The 4,064-nt window shown below is 43.4% G+C and carries 3 protein-coding genes; all 3 read left to right on the forward strand.

Annotation, left to right across the window (positions count from 1 at the left end; all coding sequences use genetic code 11):
• A partial coding sequence (carB, locus tag B2R65_RS00610; RefSeq protein WP_286740098.1) for a carbamoyl-phosphate synthase large subunit occupies positions 1–2,580 on the forward strand: 2,580 nt, incomplete at its 5' end.
• 46 nt (positions 2,581–2,626) lie between these two features.
• Complete coding sequence (greA, locus tag B2R65_RS00615) at positions 2,627–3,103, forward strand: transcription elongation factor GreA (RefSeq protein WP_004588092.1); 477 nt, start codon at positions 2,627–2,629, stop codon at positions 3,101–3,103.
• Positions 3,104–3,456: 353 nt separating this feature from the next.
• The coding region (locus B2R65_RS00620; RefSeq protein WP_286740102.1) for an LD-carboxypeptidase at positions 3,457–4,064 on the forward strand (608 nt) is incomplete at its 3' end.

Raw genomic sequence — 4,064 nt, forward strand, 5'->3', positions numbered from 1 at the left:
AAAGAATATGAAATGGAAGTTGTTCGTGACAAAAAAGACAACTGTATCATTGTATGTTCTATCGAAAACTTTGACCCAATGGGTGTACACACTGGTGATTCCATCACCGTTGCACCAGCACAAACCCTAACCGACAAAGAATACCAATTAATGCGTAATGCCTCTATGGCGGTACTGCGTGAAATTGGTGTTGAAACCGGTGGTTCAAACGTACAGTTTGGTGTAAACCCTGATGATGGCCGTATGGTTATCATTGAGATGAACCCACGTGTATCTCGCTCATCAGCACTGGCATCTAAAGCAACGGGTTTCCCAATTGCTAAAATTGCCGCTAAGTTAGCAATAGGTTACACGTTAGATGAACTTCAAAACGACATTACAGGTGGCAAAACACCGGCGTCATTTGAGCCATCAATCGACTACGTAGTAACAAAAATCCCTCGCTTTAACTTTGAAAAATTTGCCGGCGCGAACGACCGCTTAACAACGCAAATGAAATCAGTGGGCGAAGTAATGGCGATTGGTCGTAACCAGCAAGAATCGTTACACAAAGCATTACGCGGTCTTGAAGTTGGCGCAACGGGCTTTAACCCAATTGTGGCACTTGATGACCCGAAAGCGCGCGAAAAAATCATTCGTGAACTACGCGAGCCAGGCGCTGAGCGTATTTGGTACATTGCCGATGCAATGCGCCACGGTATGAGCGTAGAAGAGGTATTTGAACTTACCAAAGTTGACCCTTGGTACTTAGTACAAATAGAAGACATTTTAAAAGACGAAGCTAAAATTGCTGAAGGTGGCATGGCCGGCTTAAATGCCGAGTTTTTACGTAAACTTAAGCGTAAAGGCTTCGCCGACCCACGTATTGCTGAAATAGCTGGTGTATCTGAAGCCGAAATTCGCAAAAAGCGTCATCAGTTAAACATCGTCCCTGTGTACAAGCGTGTTGATACCTGTGCTGCCGAATTTAGCTCAGACACAGCTTACATGTACTCAACGTATGATGAAGAGTGTGAAGCAAACCCGTCAGACAAAGACAAAATCATGGTTATTGGCGGCGGTCCTAACCGTATCGGCCAAGGCATTGAGTTTGACTACTGTTGTGTTCACGCAGCCCTTGCGCTACGTGAAGACGGCTATGAGACCATCATGGTTAACTGTAACCCTGAAACGGTTTCTACCGATTACGATACCTCTGACCGTCTATTCTTTGAACCAATTACACTTGAAGACGTATTAGAAATTGTACGTGTTGAAAAACCAAAAGGTGTGATTGTACAGTACGGTGGCCAAACACCACTTAAACTAGCACGTGAACTTGAAGCGAATGGTGTGCCAGTAATTGGTACTTCACCAGATGCGATTGACCGCGCAGAAGACCGTGAGCGTTTCCAACAGTTAGTAGAGCGTCTTGATTTACTACAACCAGAAAACGCAACAGTTACATCAACTGAAGAAGCATTACTTAAATCAGGTGAAATTGGCTTCCCACTGGTTGTGCGTCCATCGTACGTACTGGGTGGCCGTGCAATGGAAATTGTTTACGATGAGCAAGACTTACGTCGTTACATGACTGAAGCGGTACAAGCTTCAAATGAAGCGCCAGTACTACTTGATCACTTCTTAGATAATGCAATCGAAGTGGACGTTGATGCAATTTGTGACGGCGAGCAAGTAATTATTGGCGGCATAATGGAGCACATTGAGCAAGCGGGTGTTCACTCGGGTGACTCAGCATGTTCATTACCTGCACACTCTTTATCACAAGAAGTGCAAGATGTTATGCGCAAACAAGTAACCGATATGGCACTTGAGCTTGGCGTAGTGGGCTTAATGAATACACAATTTGCTGTAAAAGATGGCAAAGTGTACTTAATTGAGGTGAATCCACGTGCGGCGCGTACTGTACCGTTTGTATCTAAAGCGACCGGTATTGCACTTGCAAAAGTAGCCGCGCGTTGTATGGCGGGTCAGTCTTTAGCAAGCCAAGGCATTACTAAAGAAGTAATTCCACCGTATTACAGCGTTAAAGAAGTTGTTTTACCGTTTGCTAAGTTCCAAGGTGTGGATCCTATCCGTGGCCCAGAGATGCGTTCTACAGGTGAAGTGATGGGTGTTGGCGATACTTTCGCCGAAGCGTTCGCAAAAGCACAATTAGGTGCAAGCAACACTTTACCACGCGGTGGTCGCGCGTTACTATCTGTACGTAACAGCGATAAGTCTCGTGTTGTAGAACTTGCTAAAACCATGACAGACCTTGGTTTTGAAATTGATGCAACAGGTGGCACAGCAGAGGCTTTAAAAGAGGCCGGTATTGAAGTACGCCGTGTAAACAAAGTATATGAAGGCCGCCCGCATATTCTTGATAACATCAAGAATAAAGAGTACAGCTATATCGTAAATACCACCGAAGGTCGCCAAGCGATCGAAGATTCGAAGGTGTTGCGTCGTGGTGCATTGCAAAACAAAACCAACTACACGACAACCTTGAACGCGGCATTTGCTAACTGTACTGCTAACCAAGCGGACGACCGTAGTAAAGTGACGTCAGTTCAAGAGCTACACCAGCGATTGAACTAAGGAAATGTACCAAGGCCACTAGGCCTTGGTGTTAAGTGAGAAAAGTATGCAATCAATTCCGATGACAGTTCGTGGCGCAGAGTTACTGCGCGAAGAGCTTAACGAATTAAAAACAGTTACCCGTCCTAAAATCGTAAATGATATTGCGATTGCACGTGAACATGGTGACTTAAAAGAAAACGCTGAATACCACGCAGCGCGTGAACAACAGGGTTTTTGCGAAGGCCGTATTCAAGAAATTGAAGCTAAGCTTTCAAATGTGCAAATTATTGACGTAACTAAAATGCCTAATACAGGTAAAGTTATTTTTGGTACTACTGTCACTATTGTAAATGTAGAAACAGATGCCGAAGTAACCTACCGTATTGTGGGTGATGACGAAGCAGATATTAAAAATAACTTAATTTCTGTTAACTCACCGATTGCGCGCGGTTTAATTGGTAAACAAACAGATGATGCTGTGACCATTAAAACGCCTAAAGGCGACGTTGAGTACGAAATCATTGACGTTGAGTATCTTTAATATTTAGCTCACAGTAATGTACAAGCAAAAACCGATGCAATTGCATCGGTTTTTTTATACCTTAAAACTAGCTAATAGCAACTTACTCCCATAAACCCCATATATAACACCACCCCTCAAAATAAAGAGCTGAGTTAAACGGATTGGCATAAGTGGATCGCTATAAAAAGCGCGTGCCATTACCCGTTAAAAAACTATAAATAAAATGGTGACTGCATAAATGCTAAACACACTCTACGCTTATTCATATTGCATAAAGAGTGTGCGTGTTGATATAGGTACATTCATATAGGTAATGTGTAAATGCATAACGGCTTTTACACAGTGGAATCACTTTATTAAAAGGAACATTCATGGCTAATATACTTTATCCAGCGCCTTTAAAAGTAGGCTCTAAAATTGCTATTTGCTCGCTTTCGTCGGGCTTAAAAGAAAAATACCATGCACGATTAGATAGAGTGATAGACGGTTTAAAACACCGTGGTTACGAGGTAGTAGAAGGGGAATTTTTACGCCAAAATAAACCCCGCGATGAATTAGATGCAAAAGCGCATGCCAAGCAATTAATGGGCTTTTTGCTAGACGATGAGGTTGCCGCCATTATGCCGCCAATGGGCGGAGAGCTGGCAATGGAAATATTGCCACTATTGGATTTTAACGCCATAAAAGAGGCCAAACCTAAATGGCTGGTGGGTTTTTCTGATGTGAGCACAATTGCCTGTGCACTTACGGCTAAGTGCCAATGGGCAACACTTCATAGTGCCAACCTAATGCAGCTTCACCCTGATGAAACAAACCCCTACAGCTTACAAATTTTTGAAACCATTACCTACGAGTCGGGAAGTAAATTTGAGCAAGGGCCTTCTGCTTATTATCAAAAAAATAAACCCAATTACGCACAAAACCCCGATGAGCTGCTAGCGCCAAGCGAGCCTACCCAGTGGCAGTGCCTAAATTACAC

Source organism: Pseudoalteromonas sp. UBA2102, assembly GCF_002331165.1.
Taxonomy (GTDB): domain Bacteria; phylum Pseudomonadota; class Gammaproteobacteria; order Enterobacterales; family Alteromonadaceae; genus Pseudoalteromonas; species Pseudoalteromonas atlantica.

What these genes read in the sequence shown, in the direction of transcription:
- greA (WP_004588092.1), top strand. Translation starts at nt 2,627, where the DNA reads ATGCAATCAATTCCGATGACAGTTCGTGGCGCAGAGTTACTGCGCGAA.